This is a genomic window from Streptomyces sp. NPDC048018, from assembly GCF_043202995.1.
In the GTDB taxonomy this organism is placed as follows: domain Bacteria; phylum Actinomycetota; class Actinomycetes; order Streptomycetales; family Streptomycetaceae; genus Streptomyces.
Window position 1 is genome coordinate 384,527 of the sequence record NZ_JBIDBK010000006.1, and the last position, 24,149, is coordinate 408,675.

A 24,149-nucleotide genomic window follows, 5' to 3' on the forward strand; every position below is an offset into this window, starting at 1 on the left:
GCCGGCCGGGCGTCAGGAGGCCGGGCCTGTGCGGGGTGCCGCCGAGCTCCCCGGCCGCGCCGACTCCAGGTGCGCGGTGTACAGCCCCGACGCCATCGAACCCAGGCCCAGCGTGAGCGCGAACCCCGGCATCCCCAGCGCCCCGATGAAGAAGGCCCCGGTCGACGCGAGGACCAGCGCCGCCCACACCGCGAGCACGAGCTTGCCCGGGCGGCTCAGGAACAGCCGGCGGCGGGGCGTCTCGGGCAGCGTGTCCAGCGCTCCCGCCGGGCCCGCGGTCGCCGCCCGCGGGCGCTTGAAGTAGCCGTACACCAGCCACTCCCCGCACAGCTCCCAGCCCTCGGGCGAGAGCTCGCCGAGCACCCGGGCGCGCCGCCGGCCGGTGATCACCTCGCGGCGGTACTCCCAGCGCAGCGCCGCGCCCGGCACCCGCCGGCAGACGAACCGGCCGACCGTGTCGAGTGACTCCACCTCCCAGCCCTGGTCGCCGTGGACCGCGAGCATCCGGCGGTCGTTGAAGAGGTCCGCGGTCCAGGTCCAGTGCTCCGCCGCCGTGCCCGGGTCCTCCGGCTCGGGTGCGAGCCCGCCGAGCGAGGCCGCGAAGCGCGCGGCCGGCCCGAACTCCTCCTCCGGGGCGGTCCCGGTCTCCGCCACGTGCCCGCGCAGGTCGGCGACGGTCGCGGAGATCTGCTCCTCGGGCACGCCCGCGGTGCGCAGGGCGGTGGTCAGTTCGTCGAAGTACGCGGTCATGAAGTGCTTCCCCCTGCGTGCAGCTTGCCTTGTACGGCCCGGTGGAACTCCGTCCAGGCCTCGCTCTCGGCCGCGAGACGGGTCCGGCCGGGCGCGGTGAGCCGGTAGTAGCGCCGCCCGGGGCCGCGCTCGGCGGCCCGGAACTCGGCCTCGACCAGTCCCGCCTCCTCCAGGCGGTTCAGTACGGGATAGAGCGTCCCGCCCTTGATCTCGCCCAGGCCCGCGTCGGCGAGCGACCTGGCGATCTCGTACCCGTAACTCTCACCGTCGGTCAGGCAGGAGAGGACGAGCAGGTCGAGGACTCCCTTGAGCCAGCTGGAGCGGCGGTCTGCGGCCATGGCGGCATCTCATCACTACCTAGGTAGGAATGCAATCTAGCTAGCGATGCGGTCGTGGGGCGTCCGGGCCCGGGAGGTCCCTCGCCGTGCGGGCGCCGATCCGCGACCCGTGCGGCCGGACGGGATGATCGCCGTCTCAGATAGTAGGAAGTCCGAGTAATTGTGGAGACAGATGCGGCCGCCTGCCCTAGCTTTGTAGAAGCCGAACGTCCCGCTCCATCGAGCGGAGGCGGACGCGAGCGCGATGCCCCTAGGCAGGCAACCCCTGCGGCGGCGCTCCCCGCCCCTTCCGGCGCCTTCGATCATCACTGATCTCCGCACATCCGGATCACCACTGATCTCAAGGAGTCGATCCCTCATGGCCGCTCAGACCTCCCGCCGCGTCCGCCACTCCGCCGGCCACTCCGGCGACGACGCCCGCAAGAACGCCGCCGCCGCCCTCCAGCGCGCCCTCGACCGCCGCGACAACGGCGGCGAAACCGGTCACTGACCGGTCCCGGGCCGTGCGTCCGGCCGATCGCGGCCGGACCGCGCCCAGGCGTCCGCGGGTCTCCGCACCCCCGCGGACACCGCCGACTTCCCCGGTCGACGGGCGACCGGCCACGATCAGGGTCCGCGCCGCGTGCGCCACGAACGGACCCCGCTCGCGGATCCGCGCGTCCGGCTCGCGGCCGGGGCGACCCGGCCCTCCCCGGTGAGGCCGGGCACGACCACCGCGCACGGGAACCGGATCACGGTCCCCGCGTCGTGGAACTCCCTCCACGGCCGCTCCGCCCCGCACCGACGACCTCCGGGCCGGCGGCGCGTCCCGCCACGCCGCCCGTCGCCGGGATCCCGCGGCCGGGCCGCCTCCGGCGCGCCCTCAGGCCGACGGCCTCGGCGCAGGACTGCGGCGGCGGCTCGTCCGGGCCGTTCACCGCTCCGACCACCGGGCGGATGCCCCATGACTCCGTCCTCGACGGCGCGCCTCCCCGCGAGCAGGAGGATCGTCCGCATCCTGGACAAGATGTGTCAGACGATGGGACGAAGAGTAGGGTGCCGACATGTCTCACAGCATCGATCTCGCAGTCATCCCCGGCGACGGCATCGGCCAGGAGGTCGTGGCCCAGGGCCTCAAGGTCCTCGCGGCCGTGCTTCCCCAGGATGTGAAGCTGGAGACGAAGGAGTACGACTTCGGCGCCAAGCGCTACCACGCCACCGGTGAGACCCTCACCGACGCCGACCTCGATGCCCTCAAGGGACACGACGCGATCCTGCTCGGCGCGATCGGCGACCCGTCGGTCCCGTCCGGCGTGCTGGAGCGGGGCTTCCTGCTGAAGCTGCGCTTCGCCTTCGACCACCACGTCAACCTGCGCCCCTCCAGGCTGCTCCCCGGCGTCGCGACCCCGCTCGCCGGCCAGCCGGAGATCGACTTCGTCGTCGTCCGCGAGGGCACCGAGGGTCCGTACACGGGCAACGGCGGCACCATCCGCAAGGGCACCGAGCACGAGGTCGCCACCGAGGTCTCGGTCAACACCGCCTTCGGTGTCGAGCGCGTGGTCCGGGACGCCTTCGCCCGCGCCCAGGCGCGCCCCCGCAAGAAGCTGACGCTGGTCCACAAGAACAACGTGCTGACCTTCGCGGGCCACCTCTGGACCGACATCTTCCACAAGGTCGCGGCCGAGTTCCCCGAGGTCACGACGGACTACCTGCACGTCGACGCCGCGACGATCTTCCTCGTCACCGACCCGGCCCGCTTCGACGTGATCGTCACCGACAACCTCTTCGGCGACATCATCACGGACCTCGCCGCGGCCGTCTCCGGCGGCATCGGCGTCGCCGCCTCGGGCAACATCAACCCGAGCGGCGAGTTCCCCTCCATGTTCGAGCCGGTCCACGGCTCCGCGCCGGACATCGCGGGCCAGGGCAAGGCCGACCCCACGGCCACCGTGCTCTCCGTCGCCCTCCTCCTGCGTCACCTCGGCTACGAGGCCGAGGCCGCCCGGGTCGAGGCGGCCGTCGCCGCCGACCTCACCGAGCGTGGTGACAGCGTCCGCACGACGGACGAGATCGGCGACGCGCTCGCGGTACGCGTAGCGAGCTGACCCGCCGCTGACATCCCACCCAGCCGCCGGGTCGCACTCCGCACCCGGCGGCTGTACCTATGCGGTCGCCGGGTGCCACCATCGAATCCTTGGACCGCGTACACACCGTTTCCGTGCACCGGCCCCCACGGGCGATAATCGAACGTGGGGCCGCGGCATGCGGGAAAGCTCGGACGTCCTAGCAGTACTGCGTGACTGCGGAGCGGCGTGAGCGCGGTCCGACACACACAACCGGTGAAGGACAAGCACTCATGACGACGCCCACCATCGAGCTCAAGCCCTCCTCCAGCCCGCTGTCCGACGCGGAGCGCGAGGCGATCCTGGCCAATCCGGGATTCGGCCGCCACTTCACCGACCACATGGTCACCGTCCGCTGGACGGAGGGCCGCGGCTGGCACGACGGCCAGCTCGTGCCGTACGGCCCGCTCTCCCTCGATCCGGCGACCAACGTCCTGCACTACGCCCAGGAGATCTTCGAGGGCCTGAAGGCCTACCGCCGCCCCGACGGCTCCGTCGCCAGCTTCCGCCCCGACGCCAACGCCCGCCGCTTCCAGCGTTCCGCGCACCGGCTCGGCATGCCCGAGCTGCCCGTCGAGACCTTCATCGAGGCCTGTGACGTGCTGGTCCGCCAGGACGAGGCGTGGGTCCCGGAGCACGGCGGCGAGGCCTCGCTCTACCTGCGGCCGTTCATGATCGCGACCGAGGTCGGACTGGGCGTCCGCCCGGCCAACGAGTACCTGTTCGTCGTCATCGCCTCCCCGGCCGGCCCGTACTTCCCGGGCGGCGTCAAGCCCGTCTCCATCTGGGCCTCCGAGGACCGGGTCCGCGCCGTTCCCGGCGGCATGGGCGACGCCAAGACCGGCGGCAACTACGCGGCCTCCCTGCTCGCGCAGGCCGAGGCGGCGGAGAAGGGCTGCGACCAGGTCTGCTACCTCGACGCGGTCGAGCACAAGTGGGTCGAGGAACTCGGCGGCATGAACCTGTACTTCGTGTACGGGAACAAGATCGTCACCCCGACCCTCAGCGGCTCCATCCTGGAGGGCATCACCCGCGACTCCCTGCTCAAGGTCGCCGCGGACCTCGGTTACGAGTCCGAGGAGGCCCGCGTCTCCATCGACCAGTGGCAGGCCGACACCGAGAACGGCACCCTCACCGAGGTCTTCGCCTGCGGCACCGCCGCCGTCATCACCCCGGTCGGCACGGTCAAGTCCGCCCGGGGCGAGTGGCAGCAGTCGGGCGGTCAGCCCGGCGAGGTCACCATGAAGCTCCGCGAGGCGCTGCTCGCCATCCAGACCGGGAAGGCCGAGGACGTCCACGGCTGGATGCACGAGCTGGGCAAGTAGGCCCCCGGGCCCCGGGGTTACGACTCCGGGTCCACCAGCGCGCCCGGGACGGTCACCGTCCCGGGCGTCCGCGTCTGCCGGGCCGGCGTCAGGACCGCGTACAGCGCGCCTCCGACGATCCCGGAGAGCACGAAGCTGCAGTCGATCCCGCCGGTCAGGGGGAGCAGGGGGCCCTCGTAGAGCGGGGTGGACACGCCGGCCAGGCCGACGGCCGCGCCGATCGCCCAGGAGGCGGTGGCGCGCGGGTGCCAGCCCGCCGAGAACCAGTAGACGCCGCCGCGCGAACGCCGGTTGTACACCTGGAGCGCCTCCGCGTCGTACACCCCGCGACACCGCCGGTGCCCGATCAGGGTGATGACCGCCCACGGCGTGCCGATCGCGGTGAGCAGCAGGACGAACGAGGTCATGGCGGTCTGCGCGTCCGAGGCGAAGTGGCCGAGGAAGACGAAGGCGGTGGCCACCGCCGCCACGACCAGGGTGGCCCGGGCCCGGGTCGCCCTGGGCAGGATCGCGTCGAGGTCGAGCCCCATCGAGTAGAGCATCAGACCGGCGTTGCCGACCGAGCCGGCGGTCGCGGCGATCAGCAGCGGCACCAGGTACCAGGCGGGCGAGGCCGCCACGAGCGGGCCGGCGTACTCGGCTCCGCCGCGGGCCGCGAGGGCCGTGACCGTGCCGAAGAGCTGCGGGACCAGCAGGCCCACCAGCAGGCCCAGACAGGTGGCCCGCCAGACCCGCCGCGGGCTGTGCCGTTCGGGCGAGATGTAGCGGGTGTAGTCGCCGAGCAGGGTGATGAAGGCGACCGGACCGCTGAGTCCGGCGGCGACCGCGGAGAGCAGCCAGGTCGGCCAGAACGAGCCGAGCAGGTAGGGGGTGCCGGGCACCGGGGCGGTGGTGAAGTCCCCGGCGTACGCGACGAGTCCGATCGCGAGCAGCACGGTCATCCCGACCGCGAGGGCCTGGCTCAGCTTGAGCAGCATCCGGTAGCCGTAGACGGCGCCGACCACGGTGAGGGCGGCGAGCAGCGCGTAGACGGCGGCGTGCGCCGCTCCGCCGGTGGGCAGCCCGGCCAGCCGCTCCAGGGTGCCCACCATCACGTCGCCGCCGATCCACAGGGTCAGCGCCGTGTAGCCGAGGGAGAGCAGCAGTCCGACCACCGAGCCCACCAGCCGTCCGCGTACGCCGAAGAAGGCGCCGGAGGAGGTGGACAGGTTGGTGGCGGTGCGCAGCGAGACCAGGGCGAGCGGGGCGGTGACCGCCACGCCGGCCACGGTGCCGGTGACGACCGAGGTCACCGAGGCCCACAGACCGAGTCCGAAGGAGACCGGGAGCCAGCCGAAGACGATCACGCCGAGGCAGAGGTTGGAGCCGAGCAGGATCGAGACGAGGTCCCGGGGTCCGCTGGTCCGTTCCTCCTCGGGGACGGTGTCGACTCCGCGCTGTTCTATCGCCATGGGGACTCCCTGGGGGGACGGGGTGGGGCGGGCGGGGGAGTGGGGGGTTTAGAGCATCGCTCAATGTCAGCCAATGTGACTCATCGCGGATGGCCACGTCAATGCTTGGAAGATGTGGCGCGAACATTTAGAGTGTCGTTCAAACAGGAGGTGTACGGACGTGCGACTGACCCCCACGGAACGCGACCGGCTGCTGCTCTTCGGCGCCGCCGAGCTCGCCCGGGCCCGCCGGGCCCGGGGCCTGCGGCTCAATGTGCCGGAGGCGACCGCCCTCATCGCGGACACCGTCTGCGAGGCGGCCCGCGACGGCAAGCGACTCGCCGAGGCGATCGAGGCGGCCCGCTCCGTCCTCGGCCCCGACGACGTGCTGCCGGGCGTCGCCGACGTCGTCACCGAGGTGCACGTCGAGGCCGTCTTCGAGGACGGATCCCGGCTCGCCGTGGTCTCCGACCCCATCGGCGGGGGCACCCTCGGGCCCGGCGCCCCCGGTGCGCTGCTGCCCGGACCCGCGTACGAGGAGGCCGCGGCCACCGTCACGCTGAGCGTCCGCAACACGGCCGCCGTGCCGGTCAGCGTCACCTCCCACTTCCACTTCTTCGAGGCCAACCCGCGCCTCGACTTCGACCGTGCCGCCGCCTACGGCATGCGGCTCGCCATCCCGGCCGGCGCCTCCTTCCGCTTCGACCCCGGCGGCGAGGCCGAGGTGGGTCTCCTCCCCATCGGCGGCGCCCGCGTCGCCATCGGCTTCGCCGGCCTGGTCGACGGCCCGCTGGACGCCCCCGGGGCGCGGGAGGAGGCCCTGCGCAGGGCCGCCGCCTGCGGATACCTCGGTGCCGACGCCCCGAAGGAGAGTGAGTGATGGACCCCTACGAGTACGCCTCCGTGCACGGCCCGCGCGCCGGTGACCGGGTCGTCCTGGGCGACTCCGGACTCGTCGTCCGCGTCGAGTCCGACTCCCAGAAGCCCGGCGACGAGTTCCTGGCCGGCTTCGGCAAGACCGCCCGCGACGGGCTCCACCTGAAGGCCGCGGCCGTCCGGGAGACCTGCGACGTCGTGATCAGCAACGTCCTCGTCATCGACGCCGTCCTGGGCATCCGCAAGGTGTCCGTCGGCATCCGCGAGGGCCGGATCCACGCCATCGGACGGGCCGGCAACCCCGACACCCTCGACGGGGTCGACGTCGTCGTCGGGACCGGCACCTCGATCGTCTCCGGCGAGGGCCTGATCGCCACCGCCGGAGCCGTCGACACGCACGTCCACCTGCTCTCCCCGCGCATCATGGAGGCCTCGCTCGCCAGCGGCGTCACCACGGTCATCGGCCAGGAGTTCGGCCCCGTCTGGGGTGTCGGCGTCAACTCGCCCTGGGCCCTGCGCCACGCCTTCAACGCCTTCGACGCCTGGCCGGTCAACATCGGCTTCCTCGGCCGCGGCTCCTCCTCCGACCCGGCCCCGCTGGTCGAGGCGCTGGCCGAGGGCGGCGCCTCCGGCTTCAAGGTCCACGAGGACATGGGCGCCCACACCCGCGCCCTGGACACCGCGCTGCGGGTCGCCGAGGAACACGACGTCCAGGTCGCGCTGCACTCCGACGGCCTGAACGAGTGCCTGTCGGTGGAGGACACCCTCAGCGTCCTGGAGGGGCGGACGATCCACGCCTTCCACATCGAGGGCTGCGGCGGCGGGCACGTCCCCAACGTGCTCAAGATGGCGGGCGTGCCGAACGTCATCGGCTCCTCCACGAACCCCACGCTGCCCTTCGGCCGCGACGCGGTCGCCGAGCACTACGGGATGATCGTCTCCGTCCACGACCTGAAGACCGACCTGCCCGGCGACGCCGCGATGGCGCGCGACCGGATCCGGGCCGGGACGATGGGTGCGGAGGACGTCCTGCACGACCTCGGCGCGATCGGCATCACCTCGTCCGACGCGCAGGGGATGGGAAGGGCCGGCGAGACCGTACGCCGGACCTTCGCCATGGCCGGGAAGATGAAGGCGGAGCTCGGCCCCATGGAGGGCGACGGCCCGCACGACGACAACGCGCGCGTGCTGCGCTACATGGCCAAGCTCACCGTCAACCCGGCCATCGCCCACGGCCTCGCCCACGAGATCGGCTCCATCGAGGTCGGCAAGCTCGCCGACATCGTGCTGTGGCGGCCGGAGTTCTTCGGCGCCAAGCCGCAGCTCGTGCTGAAGTCCGGCTTCCCTGCGTACGGGGTCGTGGGCGATCCGAACGCCGCCACCGACACCTGCGAACCGCTCGTCCTCGGCCCGCAGTTCGGCGCGCACGGCGCGACCGCGGCCGACATCGCGGTGGCGTTCGTCGCCCAGGCGGCGATCGACCTCGGCGGGGACCGGCTGCCCACCCGGCGCCGGCGCGTCCCCGTGCGCGGCACCCGCGGCATCGGGCCGGCCGACCTGCTCCTCAACTCCCGGATCGGCGACGTCCAGGTCGACGGCCACTCCGGCCTCGTCTCCCTCGACGGGGCGCCGATCCGCTCCGAGGCGGCGGAGTCCGTCTCCCTCAACCGCCTCTACTTCCTCTGATCCCCTAGGACCCGTGATCATGACGTACCGCATGCCCGCCGAGTGGACCCCGCACGAGCGCACCTGGATGGCCTGGCCCAGCCCCAACCCCACCTTCACCACCGCGGAGGAGCTGGCCGAGGCCCGTGCCGCCTGGGCGTCCGTGGCCCGCGCCGTACGCCGCTTCGAGCCCGTGACCATGGTCGTCGCGCCCGGCGACACCGACTCCGCCCGCGCGCTCCTCGGCGAGGACGTCGAACTGCTGGAGCGCGAGCTGGACGACGCCTGGATGCGCGACATCGGCCCCACCTTCGTGAAGGACGCGGAGGGCCGGCTCGCCGCCGTGGACTGGGTCTTCAACGGCTGGGGCGCGCAGGACTGGGCCCGCTGGGAGAACGACTCCAAGATCGCCCGTCATGTGGCGGACGCCGCGGGCGTCCCGGTGGTCAGCAGCCCCCTGGTGAACGAGGGCGGCGCCATCCACGTGGACGGCGAGGGCACGGTCCTGCTCACGGACACCGTGCAGCTCGGCGCGGGCCGCAACCCCGGGTGGACCCGCCAGGAGGTCGAGGCGGAGGTCCACGCCCGGCTCGGCACCACCAAGGCGATCTGGCTCCCGCACGGCCTGGCCGGCGACTACGGCCTCTACGGCACCCAGGGCCACGTCGACATCGTCGCCGCCTTCGCCCGCCCCGGCACCCTCCTGGTGCACAGCCAGCAGAACCCCCAGCACCCCGACTTCGAGCGCTCCCGCCTCCACGTCGGCCTCCTGCGCGGCCAGACCGACGCGCAGGGCCGCCCGCTGGAGGTCATCGAGGTGCCGGCCCCGACCGTCCTGAAGGACGAGGAGGGCGACTGGGTCGACTACTCGTACATCAACCACTACCTCTGCAACGGAGGCGTGGTCCTGTGCGCCTTCGACGATCCGCACGACGAGGTCGCCGCGGAGATCTTCCGCCGCCTGTTCCCGGAGCGGGAGGTCGTCCTGGTCGACGCCCGGACCGTCTTCGCGGGCGGCGGCGGCATCCACTGCATCACCCAGCAGCAGCCCGCGGTCTGACCGGGCCAGGGCCCGGGGGCCGGCTCCCGGGACCGGCGGCCGGCCGCCGGAGCTGCGCCGGGTGGAGGCCCGCCCCGCAAGCCGCCGGGTGGACGCCGGACATGCCCCGGGTGCCCCGCGCGTGAACGGGAGGTGCCGCCGGGCCGCTAGCATCGCGGAGCCTGGGGTCAGGTGTTCGGTGTTCCGGTGAAGGACGGAGTGGGCTGTGGCGCGACCGCGTGTCGGTGTGGCGGTGTTGACGATGGGCAACCGGCCCGAGGAGCTGCGGGCGCTGCTCGACTCCGTGGCCGGGCAGGACGAGCAGCCCACCCGGGTGGTCGTGATCGGCAACGGCGCCGGCTCCCTCGCCGAGCTCCCCGAGGGCGTGCACGGCGTCGAACTGCCCGAGAACCGCGGGGTGTCCGGCGGCCGCAACGTCGCCATCGAGACGCTCCGGGCCTTCGGCGACGTCGACGTCCTCGTGGACCTCGACGACGACGGCCTGCTCGTCGACACCGACGTCTTCCGGCGGCTCGCCGACCTCTACGAGGCCGATCCCGCGCTCGGCATCGTCTCCTTCCGCATCGCGGACGAGAACGGCGAGACGCAGCGCCGGCACGTGCCGCGGATCGGCGCGTCGGACCCGATGCGCGGCGGCGAGGTGACCACCTTCCTCGGCGGCGGCCACGGGCTCTCGATGCGGATGCTCGACGGGATCGGCGGCTGGCCCGAGGAGTTCTTCTTCACCCACGAGGAGACCGACCTCGCCTGGCGGGCGCTCGACGCGGGCTGGAGCGTCCGGTACGCGCCGGAGCTGCTGCTCCAGCACCCCAAGACCAGCCCGGCCCGGCACGCCGTCTACTACCGGATGACCGCCCGCAACCGCGTCTGGCTGGCCAAGCGCAATCTCCCGGTCCCGCTCGTCCCCGTCTACCTGGGGGTCTGGACCCTGCTCACGCTGGCCCGCACCCGCTCCCTGCCGGGCCTGCGCGCCTGGTTCGGCGGCTTCTTCGAGGGCGTCCGCCGCACCGGCGGCGCCCGCCGTCCCATGAGCTGGACCACGGTCTGGCGCATGAGCCGTCTCGGCCGCCCGCCGGTCATCTAGGACCCGCGCGGGGCACCGGGCACGCCCCGGGCGCCCGCGCCCGCCCGGTCCGACAACCCGCCGATCCTGTAGAACGTACGAGTGAGTCAGAGCAGCGACCCGACCCCCCACCCCCGCCGGCGCAACCAGGCCGCACCGCCCCGTGAGGACGTGCTCGCCGCCGCCATGGACACCATCGCCGAGCGCGGGCTCGACGGGCTGACCATGGCCGGGCTCGGGCGGCAGGTCGGGATGAGCAGCGGGCACCTGCTCTACTACTTCCGCACCAAGGACGAGCTCCTGCTGCAGACCCTGGAGTGGAGCGAGGGACGCCTGGGGGCCGAGCGCAGCGCACTGCTGTCCGGGCCCGGGACCGCCCGGGAACGGCTCGACGGCTACGTGGACGTCTACGTGCCGGACGGGCCGCGCGACCCGCACTGGACGCTCTGGCTGGAGGTCTGGAACCGCTCGCAGAACGCCGACGACGACGCCCGGGCCCGCCAGGCCGCCATCGAGGGCGCCTGGCACCGGGACCTCGTCGCGATCCTCGCCGAGGGCGTCTCGCGCGGGGAGTTCCGGACGGTCGACCCGGACCGCTCCGCACACCGGATGCGTGCGCTGCTCGACGGATTCAGCGTCCATGTCGCCGTCGGCATCCCCGGCACGGGACGCGAACAAGTGCTCGGTCACGTCAGGGAGTTCGTCGCCGAAACCCTGCTTCCGTGACCTTTAGGCACGCAAGTACTCCTGATCGTTGCCCGGTGCACCCTTGTTGTTCCCCGACCGTCTCCGGCACGGTTCGGGGCCATGGGACGAGAGCACTGGAAGAAGATCTGGGTCGGCTCGGCCGGCAACATGGTCGAGTGGTTCGACTGGTTCGTGTACGCGAGCTTCGCGACCTATTTCGCGGGGGCGTTCTTCCCCGAGGGCAACGACACCGCCAAGCTCATGAACACCGCCGGCATCTTCGCCGTCGGCTTCTTCATGCGCCCGGTCGGCGGCTGGCTGCTCGGCCGGGTCGGTGACCGCAAGGGCCGCAAGGCGGCCCTGACCCTCACCGTGACGCTGATGTCCGCGTCCGCGGTCCTCATCGCCGTCGCGCCGACCTACGCCGTCGCGGGGTACGGCGGCGCCGCCGTTCTGCTGGTCGCCCGCCTGCTCCAAGGGCTGTCCGTCGGCGGCGAGTACGCCGCCAGCGCCACGTACCTCACCGAGGCCTCCGCACCGCGGCACCGCGGCTTCGCCTCCAGCTTCCAGTACGTGTCGATGACGGCCGGCCAGATCCTCGGCCTCGGTCTGCAGATCATCCTGCAGCGGACCATGTCCGCCGAGGCCCTGCACGGCTGGGGCTGGCGCATCCCGTTCGTCGTCGGCGCCCTCGGCGCGGCCGTGGTCTTCTACCTGCGCCGCACCATGCTGGAGACGGAGGTGTACGAGGAGACCGCCGACTCCGGCGTCGCGAGCGGCGACAAGGGCACCCTCAAGGCCCTGTGGGCGCACCGCCGCGAGGCCTTCCTCGTCGTCGCGCTCACCATGGGCGGCACGGTGGCCTACTACACGTACACCACCTACCTCACCAAGTACCTGTCCAACTCCGCCGGCCTGCCCAAGCAGACCGCCACCCTGGTGTCCTTCTGCGCGCTGATCGTCTTCGCCTGTCTCCAGCCGCTCGCCGGCCGGCTCTCCGACCGGATCGGGCGCCGCCCGCTGCTCATCACCTTCGCGGTGGGGTCCACCCTCCTCACCGTGCCGATCATGGCGTTGCTCCGGCACGCGGGCTCCTTCTGGCCGGCCCTCGGCCTCTCCCTCCTCGCGCTCGTCGTCGTCACCGGCTACACCTCGATCAACGCGTGCGTGAAGGCCGAGCTCTTCCCGACGGGGGTGCGCGCGCTCGGCGTCGCCCTGCCGTACGCCGTCGCCAACGCCCTGTTCGGCGGCACGGCCGAGTACGTGGCCCTGTGGTTCAAGGACGCCGGGATCGAGTCCGGCTACTCCTGGTACGTCGCCGGCTGCGCGGCCGTCTCGCTGGTCGTGTACGTCACGATGCGCGAGACCCGTGACATCGACCTGGGCCGCGTGGGCGGGCCGGGGCGGCCGGAGGCGGCCGGCGAGCAGGAGAAGGCCGCCGCGCCCGCCGTCTGACCGGCCGACGGTCCCACCGTGCGCGCCGCACGGCGCGGCTGACCGCGGCCAGGGGGCTCTCCCTGGTCGCACGGTGCGGCTGATCGCGGCCAGGGGGCTCTCCCTGGCCGCGGCCCAGGCGGTCCTTCCCGCTCCGGCCCGGCCGCCGGGCCCGCTCGTACGGGTCGTACCGGTCGCCCCTGGCGCGGCGGGCCCCCAGCCCCCGGCCGGCGGGGCGGCCGGAGCCCGGACCGGAAGGGAGCCCGGAGGCGGCCAGGTGCTCCCGCGGACGATCCGCCCGCATCCTGAGACTGCGCTCCTGTCGCTCGCGCGGCTGTGGCACACTGCCGACGTGCTCGCTACCACCATGATTATCGGCAGCAGCGCGCCGGTCCGCAGTGACCGCTGAGGCGTGGAACGACCCCCACGCAGGCGGCCACCGTGCCCCAGACCCGCGCGCAGACCTCTCGCACCCGCGAGGGGTTTTTTCGTTTTCCGGCCCCACCACCGCCGGAAACGGACAGCGCGTGAGAATGGGGGCAAGTGGATCCAGACCTTCCGGAGCCACATCCGACAGGAGCCATCACGTCATGACCACGGAGAACGGCGAGCGCCCGCGCCTCGACGACAGCTTCCATGTCTTCGACACCACGCTGCGCGACGGAGCCCAGCGCGAAGGAATCAACCTCACCGTCGCGGACAAGCTGACCATCGCACGGCACCTCGACGACTTCGGCGTCGGTTTCATCGAGGGCGGCTGGCCCGGCGCCAACCCTCGTGACACCGAGTTCTTCGCGCGCGCCCGACAGGAGATCGCGTTCAGGAACGCGCAGCTCGTCGCCTTCGGCGCCACCCGCAGAGCCGGCGGCAACGCCGCCGAGGACCCGCAGGTCAAGGCGCTGCTCGACTCCGGCGCCCCGGTCGTCACCCTCGTCGCCAAGTCGCACGACCGGCACGTCGAGCTGGCGCTGCGCACCACGCTCGAAGAGAACCTGGAGATGGTCCGCGACACCGTCTCCCACCTGGTCTCCCAGGGCCGTCGCGTGTTCGTCGACTGCGAGCACTTCTTCGACGGCTACAAGGAGAACCCCGGCTACGCCAAGGACGTCGTCCGGGCCGCGCATGAGGCCGGCGCCGACGTCGTCATCCTCTGCGACACCAACGGCGGCATGCTGCCGGCACAGGTCCAGGCCGTGGTCGCCACGGTCCTCGCCGACACCGGCGCACGGCTCGGCATCCACGCCCAGGACGACACCGGCTGCGCCGTGGCCAACACGCTCGCCGCCGTCGACGCCGGCGCCACCCACGTCCAGTGCACCGCCAACGGCTACGGCGAGCGGGTCGGCAACGCCAACCTCTTCCCGGTCGTCGCGGCCCTGGAGCTCAAGTACGACAAGCGGGTGCTGCCCGAGGGCGCCCTCGCCGAGATGACCCGGATCTCGCACGCCATCGCCGAGGTCGTCAACCTCACGCCCTCCACCCACCAGCCGTACGTGGGCGTCTCCGCCTTCGCGCACAAGGCGGGACTGCACGCCTCCGCCATCAAGGTGGACCCGGACCTCTACCAGCACATCGACCCCGAGCGGGTCGGCAACACCATGCGGATGCTGGTCTCCGACATGGCCGGCCGCGCCTCCATCGAGCTCAAGGGCAAGGAGCTCGGCGTCGACCTCGGCGGCGACCGCGCCCTGGTGGCCCGGGTCGTCGAGCGGGTCAAGGAGCGCGAGCTCAAGGGCTACACGTACGAGGCCGCCGACGCCTCCTTCGAACTGCTGCTCCGCGAGGAGGCCGAGGGCCGGCCGCGCCGCTACTTCCGCACCGAGTCCTGGCGGGCCATCGTCGAGGACCGGCCGGACGGCACCCACGCCAACGAGGCCACGGTGAAGCTGTGGGCCAAGGGCGAGCGGATCGTCGCCACCGCCGAGGGCAACGGCCCCGTCAACGCCCTCGACCTGGCGATGCGGGTCGGCCTGGAGCGGATCTACCCGCAGCTCGCCAAGTTCGAGCTGGTCGACTACAAGGTCCGCATCCTGGAGGGCCGTCACGGCACCGAGTCCACGACCCGGGTCCTGGTCACGACCAGCGACGGCAACGGGGAGTGGGCGACGGTCGGCGTCGGCGAGAACGTCATCGCCGCCTCCTGGCAGGCCCTGGAGGACGCCTACACGTACGGACTGCTGCGGGCGGGCGTCGACCCGGCCGAATAACCGCGCGCCGTACCGGACGACCGCGCGTCGTGCCGGAGTTCCCGAGCCGGTACGCCCCAGCATGTCCGGTATGACTCGTCATGCTTATCGTGCGGCAGGGGGCGTGGTCGCGGCGGGCGCGGCGGCCGCCCTGCTCGCCGGAGGCCTCGGCGCCGCCGCGGCCGCGCCCGGGGCCGCCCGCGACCGGAGCCCGGTACGGCTCCTCGCCTCCCCGGTCACCACGGTGGCCGAGGGCGGCACGGCGCGGGTCCGCCTGCGGATCGACACCACCCGGCCGCTGACCCGTCCGGTGACGGTCCGCTGGACCACGGCGGCGCGACCGGCGGCCGGCGGCCGGTCGGCCGCGCCCGCACCGGCCGCCGCGGCGCGGTCCGCGGAGCCCGCCCGGGACTACCGCGCCTCCTCCGGCACCCTCACCTTCCCCGCCGGCACCCTGCCCGGCTCGACCCGCGCCGTCGAGGTCCCGACCCTGCGCGACGCGACGCCCGAGACGGCCGAGGCCGTCCCGGTCAGCCTCGACGTCACCGGCGCGGCCCCGCCCGAGCGCGCCCCGCTGGTCGTGGTGGACGCCAACGGGCTGCCGTACCTGGACCCGGCCCGGCCCGTCCGGGAACGGGTCGCCGACCTGCTCGGGCGGATGACCCGGGCGGAGAAGATCGGGCAGATGACCCAGGCCGGCCGCAACACCCTGGCCGCCTACGAGGACATCACCTCCTACGCCCTGGGGTCGGTCGTGCACGAGGCCGTGCCCGACGGCGCGGCGGCGCGGACCGCCGAACAGTGGCGGCAGACCAACGACACCTACCAGTGGTACGCGCGCGCCACCCGCCTCCAGATCCCCCTGCTGCTCGGCGCCGACGCCGTGCACGGCCACGCGCTGGTCGCGGGCGCCACGGTCATGCCGCACAACATCGGACTGGGCGCCGCCCGCGACCCCGCGCTCGTGGAGCGGCTCGCCGCGATCACCGCCGAGGAGGCCCGGGCGACCGGCGTCACCTGGGACTTCTCGCCCTGCGTCTGCGTGGTCCGCGACGTGCGCTGGGGACGGACCTACGAATCCTTCGGCGAGGACCCGGGACTGGTCGCCTCCCTCGCGGTCGCCGTCCGCGGGCTGCAGGGTGCCGCCGACGGCCGGGACCTCGCCCGCAACGACAAGGTGCTGGCCACCGCCAAGCACTTCGTGGGCGACGGCGGCACCGCCTACGGCTCGGGCCGGGCCCCGTACACCCTCGACCAGGGCGCCACCCTGATCGACCGGCGCGAGCTGGAGGAGGTGCACCTCGCACCCTTCCGGCGGGCGGTCGAACTCGGGACCGGCTCGGTGATGCCCTCGTTCTCCTCCCTGGAGATCGCCGGCGAGTCCGGCGGGCCGGTGAAGATGCACGCCCACCAGAAGATGATCAGCGGTGTGCTGAAGGGCGAGCTCGGCTTCCGGGGCATCGTCGTCAGCGACTGGGAGGCCGTCGACCAGATGCCGGGTGAGGCGGCGGACGACGTACGCGACGCCGTGAACGCCGGCATCGACATGACGATGGCCCCGCTCACCTACAAGGACTTCGTCCGCATCGTCACGGACCAGGTCGCCGCGGGGCGGATCCCGCTCTCCCGGATCGACGACGCGGTCGGCCGCGTGCTGGAGAAGAAGTTCCTCCTCGGGCTCTTCGAGAAGCCGTACGCCGACACCGCCCACCTGGCCGGCGTCGGCTCGGCCGCGCACCGGGCGGCGGCCCGGGAGGCCGTGGCGAGGTCCCAGGTGCTCCTGAAGAACGCCGCCCAGGTGCTGCCGCTGCGGAAGGGGAGCTCGGTGTACGTCGCCGGCTCGAACGCCGACGACATCGCCGCCCAGGCGGGCGGCTGGACCATCGGCTGGCAGGGCACCGCGGGCCGGGCGATCCCCGGCACCACCGTCCTGGGCGCGCTGCGCAGGGCCGACCCGGAGGCCCGCATCACCTACTCGGAGGACGCCTCCGCCCCCACGGCCGGGCACGACGTCGGCGTGGTCGTCGTGGGGGAGGACCCGTACGCGGAAGGGGTCGGCGACGTCGGCGCCAACGGCCACGACCTGGAGCTCTCGGACGCCGACAAGCAGGCCGTCGACCGGGTCTGCACCCGGATGCGGTGCGTGGTCCTGATCGTCTCCGGGCGCCCGCAGCTCATCGGCGACCGGCTGGGCGAGATCGACGCGCTCGTGGCCTCCTGGCTGCCCGGCAGCGAGGGCGACGGGATCGCCGACGTGCTATACGGGCGGCGGGGCTTCACCGGCCGGCTGCCGGTGACCTGGCCGCGGTCGGCCGAGCAGCTGCCGCTGAGGGCGGGCGGCACCGGTGGCTCCCCCCAGTTCGCCTACGGATGGGGTCTGACCACCCAGGCCGTCGCGCACTGATCGCACGACCGTGCGGCAGCAGGTCTGAATGTCCCTCTTTGGGGGTACTCACGGTGGTATGAGGACGAGGATCCCGGTGCTGTCGGCCCTCGGCGGCCTGCTCCTGATGCTGCTCCTGGTCCTGGCCCCGATCGCGGGGGCCAGGGCCACGGGCGTGTCCGACGCCGCCGCCGCCCTGAAGAAGGGCCCGGTCTACGTCGACCCCGGCGCGGCGGCCCAGCTCCCGAAGGCCGACGCGGACGCCCTCGCGCAGAAGATCAAGAAGGCCGACAAGCCGCTCTTCGTCGCCGTCCTGCCCGCGAACGCGCAGTTCCCGCCCCAGAACCTGCTGCGCAACCTGCGCACCCAGACCGGCATCACCGGGCTCTACGCCGTCCGGCTCGGCAACGGCTTCGACGCGGGGGCCGACCGGTCGGTCCTGTCCCGCGCCGCCGTGGACAACCTCGTCACCTCCGTACGGCAGCCCGGTGTCGACGCCAGGACCGAGCTGAACAACTTCGTCGACCAGGCGCTGCCCACGATGCGCGGTTCCGCCCCGGCCTCCTGGGGCTCGGTCGGCACCGACTCCGGTGTCCCGGTCGGTGGGCTGATCACCCTCGGCGCGTTCGTCGTGGCCGGCGGAGCCGGCGCCTACGCGGTCGTCCGGCAGAGGAAGCGCCGCCGGGAGGCAGAGGAGCGCGAGGCGCTCGACCGGCTGCGGGTCGTCGTCGACGAGGACATCACCGCCTTCGGCGAGGAGCTGGAGCGGCTGGACTTCCACCCGGCCGAGGCCGGCGCCGACGACGCCATGCGCGGCGACTACGAACGCGCCCTCGACGCGTACGACCAGGCCAAGTCCCTGATGGGCTCGGCCACCCGCCCCCACGACGTGCGCCCGGTCACCCAGGCCCTGGAGGACGGGCGCTTCTCGCTCGCCGCCCTGGCCGCCCGCCGCGAGGGCCGGCCGCTGCCCGAGCGGCGCCCGCCCTGCTTCTTCGACCCGCGCCACGGCCCCGCGGCGGAGGACCGCACCTGGTCCCCGGCCGGCGGCCCGGCCCGCCAGATCCCGGTCTGCGCCGCCGACGCCGCCCGCCTGGACGACGGGCTCGCCCCCCTGGCCCGCACGGTCGAGACCGACACCGGCCGCCGCCCCTACTGGGAGGCCGGCCCGGCGTACGGCCCGTGGGCCGGCGGCTACTTCGGCGGCGGGATGCTCCCCGGCCTGCTCGTGGGCACCCTGCTCGGCTCGGCGCTCTCCACCCCGGCCTACGCCGCCGAATACGGCGGCGGGGACTTCCAGGGCGGCGACTTCTCCGGGGCCGACTTCAGCTCCGGCGACTTCGGGTCGGGCGACTTCGGCGGCTTCGACGGGGGCGGCGGCTTCGACGGCGGTGGAGGCTTCGACGGCGGCGGCGGCTTCTGAGCCCGGTCCGGCTCAGACCAGCGGCTTCACCGACATCAGCAGATGACGGTGGGTCGCCGGTCCGCGGTCGCCGGCGTCCGTGATCAGCGCCCGCTGGCCGGGCCCCAGCAGCCGCAGGCCGATCTCGGGCGCCTCGAACGAGCCGAGCGCGTCCAGGAGGTAGCCCGGTTGGAAGGCCACCGTCATCGACTCGGCTCCGCTGAGCGTGGCGGGCAGCCGCTGCGAGGCCACGTCGTCCTCGTACCCGGCCTGCAGATGCACACCGCCCCCGTCGAAGGTGAGCTGGACGGGGCTGTCGCCCTCGGCGACCACCGCGACCCGCTTCACGGCCTCCAGGAGCGGGGCCCGCCCGGTGACGGCCACCGCGTGCTCCCCGAGCGCGAAGAGCTTGTCGTGCCGGGGCAGCCGCCCGTCGATGAGCCGGGTGGTGGTGCGGCAGGACGGGCTCTCGAAGCCGAGGGAGCCGGCGTCCAGGGCCAGGCCGACCGTCCCCGCGGCCGCGTGCGAGCGGGCGATCTCGACGAGCCGGCGGGCCGGCACCACCACGTCGACCGGGTCCGCGGCCTCGCCCGTGACCTGCGGCTTCCACTCCAGCGTGCGGACCGCGTACCGGTAACGGTCGGTCGCGGCCAGCGTCATCGTCGCGCCGTCCAGACCGAGCCTTATCCCCGTGAGCACCGGCAGCGAGTCGTCCCGGCCGGCCGCCACGGCCACGTGTCCGACGGCCGCAGCGAAGGCGGCCGCGTCCACCTCTCCGCGCCGCGCGGGCAGCGCGGGCTGCGCGGGGTAGTCGTCGAGGGGGAGCAGGGAGAGCCCGAAGCGGGCCCCGCCGCCGGTCACCGAGAGCCGGGCCCCGTCGACGGTGCAGTCCACGGGGCCGTCCGGCAGCACCTTGCAGATGTCGAGGAGCCGCCGCCCGAGCACCAGGGCCCTGCCGTCCCGCAGGACGTCGGCATCCACCTCGATCCGGGCCGAGGCCTCGTAGTCGAGACCGGAGACGCGCAGCCGGCCGCCCTCCGCCTCCAGGAGCAGCCCGCCGAGCACGGGGACGGGGGAGCGGGCGGGCAGCACGCGGGCGGCCCAGGCGACGGCTTCGGTCAACCCACCGGTGTCGATACGGAATTCCATGCGGCCGACGCTAGCGACCGCCACTGACAATCGCTCCGGCCGGCGGCTTCGCGGCCGGAGGCCGGGACGGCGGCCCTTCGCGGGCGGCCCGGGCGCGGCCGAGAACGAACGCCTCATCGGTGCGGTCACGCCTACGGCGGACCGGCAGGGGAGGCAGGGCCGCCGTAGGCGTGACCGTTCCCGGGGCCGTACGCGCTCCCGTACCCGTTCCCGTACTCCTGCCCGTACCCGCTCCCGTACCCCTGGTCGTTCCCGTATCCCTGGTCGTTCCCGTATCCCTGGCCGCTCCCGTACCCGTGTCCGTCGGCGTACGCGTGTCCGGCCGGCGGTGCGGGGACGGGTTCCGGCGGGTAGGGCTCCCGGGCGGGGTACGCCGTCTCCGGTACCGGCCGGGGCGTCCCGGCCGGGGCCGCCGGCACCTGGAGGCTTCCGTAGCGTTCCATCCGCTGCCAGCGCAGCCGGGAACCGGCGATCGCGGTGAAGACGGACTGGATCACGACCAGGTACATCAGCTGCCGGTAGACGAACTGCTGCAGAGGCAGGCTCCACAGCGGGCCGGGCCGCTCGCCGTCCAGACGGAAGGCGTACAGGCCCATCAGCACCTGGAGCAGCAGGAAGCCCGCCCACAGGCCGAGGATGCGCACCGGGTCGAGGAAGACCAGGCCGTAGACGGCGAACACGTCGACGACGGGGGCGAGCAGGGGCAGCAGTACCTGGAACATCAGGAGGTAGCCCAGGCCGCGCCGGCCGAGTTTGCCGGCCTGGCCGCGCTGGACGAGCGCTCCGCGGTGCTTCCACATGGCCTGGAGGGTGCCGTAGCACCAGCGGTAGCGCTGTCTCCACAGCGCGCCCAGGGAGGCGGGCGCCTCCGTCCAGGCCTTGGCCCGCTCCTCGTAGACGACCCGCCAGCCGTCCCGGCACAGGGCCATCGTGAGGTCGGTGTCCTCGGCGAGGGTGATGTCGCTGACGCCGCCGACCCGGAGCAGCGCCTCGCGCCGGAACGCGCCCACGGCGCCGGGCACGGTGGGCATGCACTCGGCGAGGTCGAACAGCCGGCGGTCGAGGTTGAAGCCCACCACGTACTCGATGTGCTGCCAGCGCCCCAGCAGGCCGCCCCGGTTGACCACCTTGGCGTTGCCCGAGACGGCGCCCACGTGCCGGTCCGCGAACGGCTGGACGATCATGCGCACGGCGTCCGGCTCGAAGACGGTGTCCCCGTCCACCATGACGAGCAGGTCGCAGGAGGCCGCGGCGATCCCGGTGTTGAGAGCGGCCGGCTTGCCCGCGTTCCGCTGCCGGAGGACCCGGACGCCGGGCAGCCGCAGCGCCTCGACGAGGTCGGCGGTGCCGTCCGTGGACCCGTCGTCGACGACGATCACCTCGACGGGGTGGTCGGAGGCCAGCAGGGAGCGGACCGCCGCCTCGATGCCGGCGCTCTCGTTGTACGCGGGGACGATCACGCTCACCGGTTCGGTGACCGGCTGCCCCCACGACCGGCGGCGCTTGCGGACGTGCCGCCGGGCGGCGACGAGGACGGCGACCGCGCGCAGCACGCTGATCGCGCCCGCCGCGTACAGCAGCCAGGAGAGCACGTTCACCACCCAGCCGCTCGTGCGGATCGCGGCGATCAGGGCGGAGCCCTGCCACTCGTTCGCCGTGGTCGCGGGCCGCTCCGCCGAAGGGAGGGCCACCGCCTCGCCGACGGTGGTGAAGCGACGGCCGTCCGCCTTCAGCCGGGGCAGCAGTCGTTCGAGCGCGGCGACGGTCTGGGACCGGTCCCCGCCGGCGTCGTGCAGCAGCACGATCTGACCTGCCGTGCCGCGGGGGGTGGCGTCCGCGACGATCCGGTCCACGCCGGGACGGCGCCAGTCCCCGCTGTCCCGGGTCGTCAGGACGGTCAGGTATCCCTCCTGTCCGGCCTGGACGACGGCGGCCCAGTCGGCGTCGGAGAGCGCACGGCTCGTGGAGGAGTACGGAGGCCGCAGCAGCGGTGTGGTGACTCCGGTGGCACCGGCCACGACGAGTTGGGTCTGGCGCAGTTCCAGCGAGCGCCGCCAGGGCGAGGCGGAGCCGAGGTCGGTGTGGGTGAAGCTGTGCAGGCCGATCTGGTGTCCCTCCGCCACGATCCGGCGGGCCAGGCCGGGGTTCTCCGCGACCCGGGTGCCGACGGTGAAGAAGGTGGCGTGCACCCCGTACCGGCGCAGCACGTCGAGGATCTTCGGGGTCCAGGTCGGGTCCGGGCCGTCGTCGAAGGTCAGGGAGACCGTGCGGTCCTGCGGCCGGGTGGTCCGGCCGGACGCCCCTTCGATCACCGGGCCGCCGGAGCCGATCGAGGCGGGCACGGACGCGGCCGTCCGGTGTTCCCGGGGTGCCGCGTCCGGGGTGCGGTCGAACAGGTGCTGGGTGTAGCCCTGGACGAGCAGTGCCGCCGAGAGGGTGAGCACGAGGGTGGTCAGCAGCAGCCAGTGCGTGCGGACGGGGACGGTGCGGACCGAGCTGTGCCGGCCGCGGGCCCTGCGGCCCGGATTCTTGGACACGGAGCGGGATTCCTGCCTGGTGCGGTGGGGCGCGGCGGTGCGGGGATGCGCGGCGGCGCGGGGATGCGCGGCGGTCCGGGGAGGGAGTGTGCCGCAGGCGGGGCGCCGGGGGCGGGGTGACCGGCGGTGCCCGCGGGCGGAGCCGGCCGTCCGGCGGGCCGGCCGTGACGCGTCCTCGGATCAGGCGGTGCCCGGGGCCGGACGCCGCGAACCCGGCACGATCCGAGGGGACACGAGGGGCTACGGGTGGGCGGTGGGCTTGCCGCCGCCCTGGCCGGGCGGTGCGGTGGGCCTGCCCGACCGCACGCCCTGCGGGGTCGGGCGGGTCGTCGGGCCGGCCGTCGGCCCGGTGCTCCCGGCGGGTGCGGGCCGTGTGGTGCGGGCCGGGCCGGCGGACGGGTCGGTGGCGCCGGACGCCGGCCCGGCCGCGATCCGGGTGGCGGTGGGCGTGGCGTCCGGCCGGCTGCTCGGGTCCGCGTCGCTGGGCCGGGACGGGGCGGCGGCATCGGTGGGCGCCGGGCCCGGCGCCGGGGTCCGAGGGGCGGGCGCGGAGGGCAGGAACGGCGCCTGGACCGTGGGACCGCCCAGCAGGGCGCTGACGAGCAGGGCGACGTAAGCGATCGCGGGCACCACGAGGAGCCGGCCCCAGCGGCGCACCCGACGCTGCCTGTGCCCGGAGCTGTCCACGAAGACGGGACTGGGCTCGGGGGGCATCACCGAGGGCGCGTGTCGTGCCGCGCCGCCGGCAGCGCCGGGGAGACGAAGCTCCATGGTGTCGTCGGGTGTGGTGCCGGGACGCTGGTGCATGCGGTGGCGGCCTCTGGGGATGGGGTGCGGAGTGTTCTCATGCCCTTCAGCGTCGGCGATCTCCTTCCCGTCACTGCCGCCCCCGGGAAACGCCGAGCGCCCGCCTTCCGCGGATGCGGAGAGGCGGGCGCGCTCGTGGCGGCCGGTCAGGGCCGGACGTCGGTCCTGTCGGTCGGAGACCGGAGGGCTCAGGCGGCGTTCTTGATCGCGGAGATGTCGAAGTTCAGCTTGACCTTGTCGCTGACCATGACGCCACCGGTCTCCAGGGCGGCGTTCCAGGTGAGGCCCCACTCGGAGCGCAGGATCTCGGCGGCGCCCTCGAAGCCGACCCGCTCGTTGCCGTAGACGTCGGTGGCCGTGCCGTTGAACTCCAGGTCGATGGAGAGCGGCTTGGTGACGTCCTTGATGGTCAGGTCGCCCTTGATCCGGTACTTGTCGCCGCCCAGCTGCTCGGCCTCCGTCGAGCGGAAGCTCATCGTCGGGAACTGCTCGGCGTCGAAGAAGTCGCCGCTGCGCAGGTGGCCGTCACGGTCGGCGATGCCGGTGTCGATGGAGGCGATCTTGACGTCGATGGCCGCGGAGGAGGCGGCCGGGTTCGAGCCGTCCAGCGTCAGGGTGCCCTCGTGCTCGGCGAAGGAGCCGCGGACGTTGGTGACCATGGCGTGGCGGACGGTGAAGCCGATGCTGCTGTGGGCGGGGTCGATCGTGTAGTCGCCGGTCAGGGCGGCCAGGGCCGGGTCGACCGGGAGGGTGGCGACGGCGACGGCGGACTCGTTGTTCTTGCGGCTGAAGAGACCCATGACTGCTCCTTGGGGACGTGGTGCGCGGCGGGGGATTCCGCGCTTTGTTGAACCTTCAACGAGAACGACGATAGACCTATTCCGTTCAAGTTTCAACATCTCTGCCGCGTCGCGTCGGGGCGTTCACCCGCGCGGCACCAGTTGTCCCGCTTCGC

General features: G+C 73.5%; 19 protein-coding genes. 12 read left to right on the forward strand and 7 right to left on the reverse strand.

Annotation, left to right across the window (positions count from 1 at the left end; translation table 11 throughout):
• Positions 1–12: 12 nt before the first annotated feature.
• Positions 13–750, reverse strand: coding sequence for a hypothetical protein (locus tag ACGF1Z_RS24895; RefSeq protein WP_393007511.1), 738 nt, complete (start codon positions 748–750; stop codon positions 13–15).
• Positions 747–1,088 (reverse strand): PadR family transcriptional regulator, encoded by a 342-nt coding sequence (locus ACGF1Z_RS24900; RefSeq protein WP_393007513.1) that lies wholly within the window; start codon positions 1,086–1,088, stop codon positions 747–749. The genes ACGF1Z_RS24895 and ACGF1Z_RS24900 overlap by 4 nt, the downstream gene beginning before the upstream one ends.
• A gap of 358 nt (positions 1,089–1,446) precedes the next feature.
• Between ACGF1Z_RS24900 and ACGF1Z_RS24905 the strand changes: the two genes are divergently transcribed.
• The 3 genes from ACGF1Z_RS24905 to ACGF1Z_RS24915 all read left to right on the forward strand — a co-directional run bounded on the left by ACGF1Z_RS24905 (position 1,447) and on the right by ACGF1Z_RS24915 (position 4,515).
• Positions 1,447–1,578, forward strand: a complete 132-nt coding sequence (locus tag ACGF1Z_RS24905) for a hypothetical protein (protein WP_393007515.1) — start codon at positions 1,447–1,449, stop codon at positions 1,576–1,578.
• A gap of 553 nt (positions 1,579–2,131) precedes the next feature.
• Positions 2,132–3,172, forward strand: a complete 1,041-nt coding sequence (locus tag ACGF1Z_RS24910) for a 3-isopropylmalate dehydrogenase (RefSeq protein ID WP_393007517.1) — start codon at positions 2,132–2,134, stop codon at positions 3,170–3,172.
• A 251-nt stretch (positions 3,173–3,423) separates the two neighbouring features.
• A complete protein-coding gene (locus tag ACGF1Z_RS24915) occupies positions 3,424–4,515 on the forward strand; it encodes a branched-chain amino acid aminotransferase (protein WP_393007520.1) in 1,092 nt (363 codons plus the stop codon).
• Positions 4,516–4,532: 17 nt separating this feature from the next.
• Here ACGF1Z_RS24915 and ACGF1Z_RS24920 read toward each other — a convergent pair whose 3' ends face one another.
• Positions 4,533–5,966, reverse strand: a complete 1,434-nt coding sequence (locus tag ACGF1Z_RS24920) for a cytosine permease (protein ID WP_393007522.1) — start codon at positions 5,964–5,966, stop codon at positions 4,533–4,535.
• Between the two features lie 160 nt (positions 5,967–6,126).
• Between ACGF1Z_RS24920 and ureA the strand changes: the two genes are divergently transcribed.
• From ureA to ACGF1Z_RS24965, 9 genes are all read left to right on the forward strand, one after another.
• On the forward strand, positions 6,127–6,825 hold the full coding sequence (ureA, locus tag ACGF1Z_RS24925; RefSeq protein WP_393007524.1) for an urease subunit gamma: 699 nt from the start codon (positions 6,127–6,129) through the stop codon (positions 6,823–6,825).
• A complete protein-coding gene (locus tag ACGF1Z_RS24930) occupies positions 6,825–8,507 on the forward strand; it encodes an urease subunit alpha (protein ID WP_393007526.1) in 1,683 nt (560 codons plus the stop codon). The genes ureA and ACGF1Z_RS24930 overlap by 1 nt, the downstream gene beginning before the upstream one ends.
• 19 nt (positions 8,508–8,526) lie before the next feature.
• Complete coding sequence (locus ACGF1Z_RS24935; RefSeq protein WP_393007528.1) at positions 8,527–9,546, forward strand: agmatine/peptidylarginine deiminase; 1,020 nt, start codon at positions 8,527–8,529, stop codon at positions 9,544–9,546.
• A gap of 205 nt (positions 9,547–9,751) precedes the next feature.
• Positions 9,752–10,630: a glycosyltransferase family 2 protein gene (locus ACGF1Z_RS24940; protein ID WP_393007530.1), complete on the forward strand. Its 879-nt coding sequence runs from the start codon at positions 9,752–9,754 to the stop codon at positions 10,628–10,630.
• A 150-nt stretch (positions 10,631–10,780) separates the two neighbouring features.
• Positions 10,781–11,335, forward strand: coding sequence for a TetR/AcrR family transcriptional regulator (locus tag ACGF1Z_RS24945; RefSeq protein WP_393007858.1), 555 nt, complete (start codon positions 10,781–10,783; stop codon positions 11,333–11,335).
• 81 nt (positions 11,336–11,416) lie between these two features.
• Complete coding sequence (locus ACGF1Z_RS24950; RefSeq protein ID WP_393007532.1) at positions 11,417–12,751, forward strand: MFS transporter; 1,335 nt, start codon at positions 11,417–11,419, stop codon at positions 12,749–12,751.
• 569 nt (positions 12,752–13,320) lie between these two features.
• Positions 13,321–14,937, forward strand: a complete 1,617-nt coding sequence (gene cimA, locus ACGF1Z_RS24955) for a citramalate synthase (protein ID WP_393007534.1) — start codon at positions 13,321–13,323, stop codon at positions 14,935–14,937.
• Positions 14,938–15,007: 70 nt separating this feature from the next.
• Positions 15,008–17,320, forward strand: a complete 2,313-nt coding sequence (locus tag ACGF1Z_RS24960; protein WP_393007536.1) for a glycoside hydrolase family 3 protein — start codon at positions 15,008–15,010, stop codon at positions 17,318–17,320.
• A 58-nt stretch (positions 17,321–17,378) separates the two neighbouring features.
• On the forward strand, positions 17,379–18,722 hold the full coding sequence (locus ACGF1Z_RS24965; protein ID WP_393007538.1) for a hypothetical protein: 1,344 nt from the start codon (positions 17,379–17,381) through the stop codon (positions 18,720–18,722).
• 12 nt (positions 18,723–18,734) lie between these two features.
• Here the strand turns inward: ACGF1Z_RS24965 and dnaN are convergent, their stop codons facing one another.
• From dnaN to ACGF1Z_RS24985, 4 genes are all read right to left on the reverse strand, one after another.
• Positions 18,735–19,850, reverse strand: a complete 1,116-nt coding sequence (dnaN, locus tag ACGF1Z_RS24970) for a DNA polymerase III subunit beta (protein ID WP_393007540.1) — start codon at positions 19,848–19,850, stop codon at positions 18,735–18,737.
• Between the two features lie 131 nt (positions 19,851–19,981).
• Positions 19,982–22,387 carry a glycosyltransferase gene (locus ACGF1Z_RS24975; RefSeq protein WP_393007542.1) on the reverse strand — a complete coding sequence of 802 codons (2,406 nt, stop codon included), beginning with the start codon at positions 22,385–22,387 and terminating at the stop codon, positions 19,982–19,984.
• Positions 22,388–22,627: 240 nt separating this feature from the next.
• Positions 22,628–23,194, reverse strand: coding sequence for a hypothetical protein (locus ACGF1Z_RS24980; RefSeq protein ID WP_393007544.1), 567 nt, complete (start codon positions 23,192–23,194; stop codon positions 22,628–22,630).
• A gap of 188 nt (positions 23,195–23,382) precedes the next feature.
• Entirely contained in the window at positions 23,383–23,994 is a 612-nt protein-coding gene (locus tag ACGF1Z_RS24985) for a YceI family protein (RefSeq protein ID WP_393007546.1), read from the reverse strand.
• Between the last annotated feature and the right edge of the window lie 155 nt (positions 23,995–24,149).

Coding starts and splice junctions, on each gene's coding strand:
- ACGF1Z_RS24895 (WP_393007511.1), bottom strand. CDS start 750: ATGACCGCGTACTTCGACGAACTGACCACCGCCCTGCGCACCGCGGGC.
- ACGF1Z_RS24900 (WP_393007513.1), bottom strand. CDS start 1,088: ATGGCCGCAGACCGCCGCTCCAGCTGGCTCAAGGGAGTCCTCGACCTG.
- ACGF1Z_RS24905 (WP_393007515.1), top strand. CDS start 1,447: ATGGCCGCTCAGACCTCCCGCCGCGTCCGCCACTCCGCCGGCCACTCC.
- ACGF1Z_RS24910 (WP_393007517.1), top strand. CDS start 2,132: ATGTCTCACAGCATCGATCTCGCAGTCATCCCCGGCGACGGCATCGGC.
- ACGF1Z_RS24915 (WP_393007520.1), top strand. CDS start 3,424: ATGACGACGCCCACCATCGAGCTCAAGCCCTCCTCCAGCCCGCTGTCC.
- ACGF1Z_RS24920 (WP_393007522.1), bottom strand. CDS start 5,966: ATGGCGATAGAACAGCGCGGAGTCGACACCGTCCCCGAGGAGGAACGG.
- ACGF1Z_RS24930 (WP_393007526.1), top strand. CDS start 6,825: ATGGACCCCTACGAGTACGCCTCCGTGCACGGCCCGCGCGCCGGTGAC.
- ACGF1Z_RS24935 (WP_393007528.1), top strand. CDS start 8,527: ATGACGTACCGCATGCCCGCCGAGTGGACCCCGCACGAGCGCACCTGG.
- ACGF1Z_RS24950 (WP_393007532.1), top strand. CDS start 11,417: ATGGGACGAGAGCACTGGAAGAAGATCTGGGTCGGCTCGGCCGGCAAC.
- cimA (WP_393007534.1), top strand. CDS start 13,321: ATGACCACGGAGAACGGCGAGCGCCCGCGCCTCGACGACAGCTTCCAT.
- ACGF1Z_RS24960 (WP_393007536.1), top strand. CDS start 15,008: ATGACTCGTCATGCTTATCGTGCGGCAGGGGGCGTGGTCGCGGCGGGC.
- ACGF1Z_RS24965 (WP_393007538.1), top strand. CDS start 17,379: ATGAGGACGAGGATCCCGGTGCTGTCGGCCCTCGGCGGCCTGCTCCTG.
- dnaN (WP_393007540.1), bottom strand. CDS start 19,850: ATGGAATTCCGTATCGACACCGGTGGGTTGACCGAAGCCGTCGCCTGG.
- ACGF1Z_RS24980 (WP_393007544.1), bottom strand. CDS start 23,194: ATGCACCAGCGTCCCGGCACCACACCCGACGACACCATGGAGCTTCGT.
- ACGF1Z_RS24985 (WP_393007546.1), bottom strand. CDS start 23,994: ATGGGTCTCTTCAGCCGCAAGAACAACGAGTCCGCCGTCGCCGTCGCC.